Annotated in this window: 2 pseudogenes; one reads left to right on the top strand and one right to left on the bottom strand. The window is 37.0% G+C overall.

What is annotated here, in order from left to right:
- A pseudogene (locus F6K49_RS49075) lies at nucleotides 1-261 on the top strand (hypothetical protein); the annotation flags it as partial.
- Between the two features lie 550 nt (nucleotides 262-811).
- Here F6K49_RS49075 and F6K49_RS49070 read toward each other — a convergent pair.
- Nucleotides 812-1,412 (bottom strand): annotated as a pseudogene (locus tag F6K49_RS49070) (hypothetical protein); the annotation flags it as partial.

Raw genomic sequence — 1,412 nt, 5'->3', positions numbered from 1 at the left:
GGTTGGGAGTTGTTTGAAACCCTAATTTTAAGTGGGAAACCCGACCCATCACCAGCGATGGCTTCCCGAAAACAGGACGAGCAGAAGAGGTATCGGCGCTTAGTTTACAGTAAGGTCTTAAGACGGCTGCTTGTTGAGTTTTGTCAGTCAACCAGCCCTATTGCCTATTGCCTATTGCCTATTGCCTATTGCCTATTGCCTATTGCCTATTGCCTATTGCCTATTGCGTTTTTCTTCAACCAAAGAATTAACTTAGCATAAAAATTGAGTAGTGTAAAACACTGTTTTGTGCGAGTTTACCGCCATTTCATGAATTTTTGGAGATATTTATTGCTTTCTTAGTCAAATATCCTGATTTAATTTAGATCTAGCGAAGAGTATAGTAGTCAACCATTACTCTTCTCTTTGTCATGAAAGGAAAACTTAATTACCTTGTTATTATTGGAGTAAGCATTATTCTCCTGCTCGGTATAGTTACAACAGCTGTTGCTCAGGATAATTCAAAATTTTATGATACTACTATCAACTTTGATGATGGTTGTTAAAAATACGATGTACCCATATATTACAGAAACTCAAATCATAAAAAACCGCCACGAAAAATAGGATGTATTAAACTAGACACGTCTGTTAAAATTATAGAAGATGATAGTAAAAGTACCCATCTATCTTCTATAAAAATTAAAGGCAATTATGAGAATCATAAATTCTTGATTTTCAATTCTAATTTAGGAAATTGTTCAAAGGGATTTCCAGAAAAGATTTGTAAAACTATTCCACAACAATTACAATCATCTCAAAATTAACGTTATTATGGACCAAACTCAATTGGACCAAAATCAATCCCTAATGCCTTACATCGCCTATGAAACGAAGGTTTCTTTAGCTGCTCAAAAACCCAATCTTGAGCTTCATCATTCCACTTTATTTTTGTATACCAACACTGCAGGGGTACTGCCGCAACTAACATGGTCAAGACCGAAGCCAAAACAGCAATAACTAGAACACGCTTTGATAGCATTTTCTTAGGTATGGTAAGTATTAAAAAATTATCTGCTTTTGAACTTGTATTTATCCCCTCTGGGGTAACTAAAGGCGTATCTAAAACAGGGCGATCATCCCTTGGTGCTCTAGCAATGTGGATTTTAGACCCTTCCTGATCAGTATAGATTTTAGGCTTCATATCAGGAAGGGTTTCTCGAATCCTCTTTTCGATGTACTTATGTAACTCATCCAGAGAAATCACCCTATCCCCATTCAAATCAGCATCTCCCGTTTCAATACCCTCTACCAAATACTGAGTGTAAATTGAGAGCTGTTCGTCCAATTGACTAAAGGAGTAGTCAGTTGAAGAAGCGAGAATAGCACGCCCTTCTCCACCTAATTGATTTTGAAGATCGACAGAGCGATCA

Source organism: Moorena sp. SIO3I6 (assembly GCF_010672095.1).
Note: the sequence above shows the minus strand (reverse complement) of the source record. Positions and strands in the feature narration are given on the sequence as shown.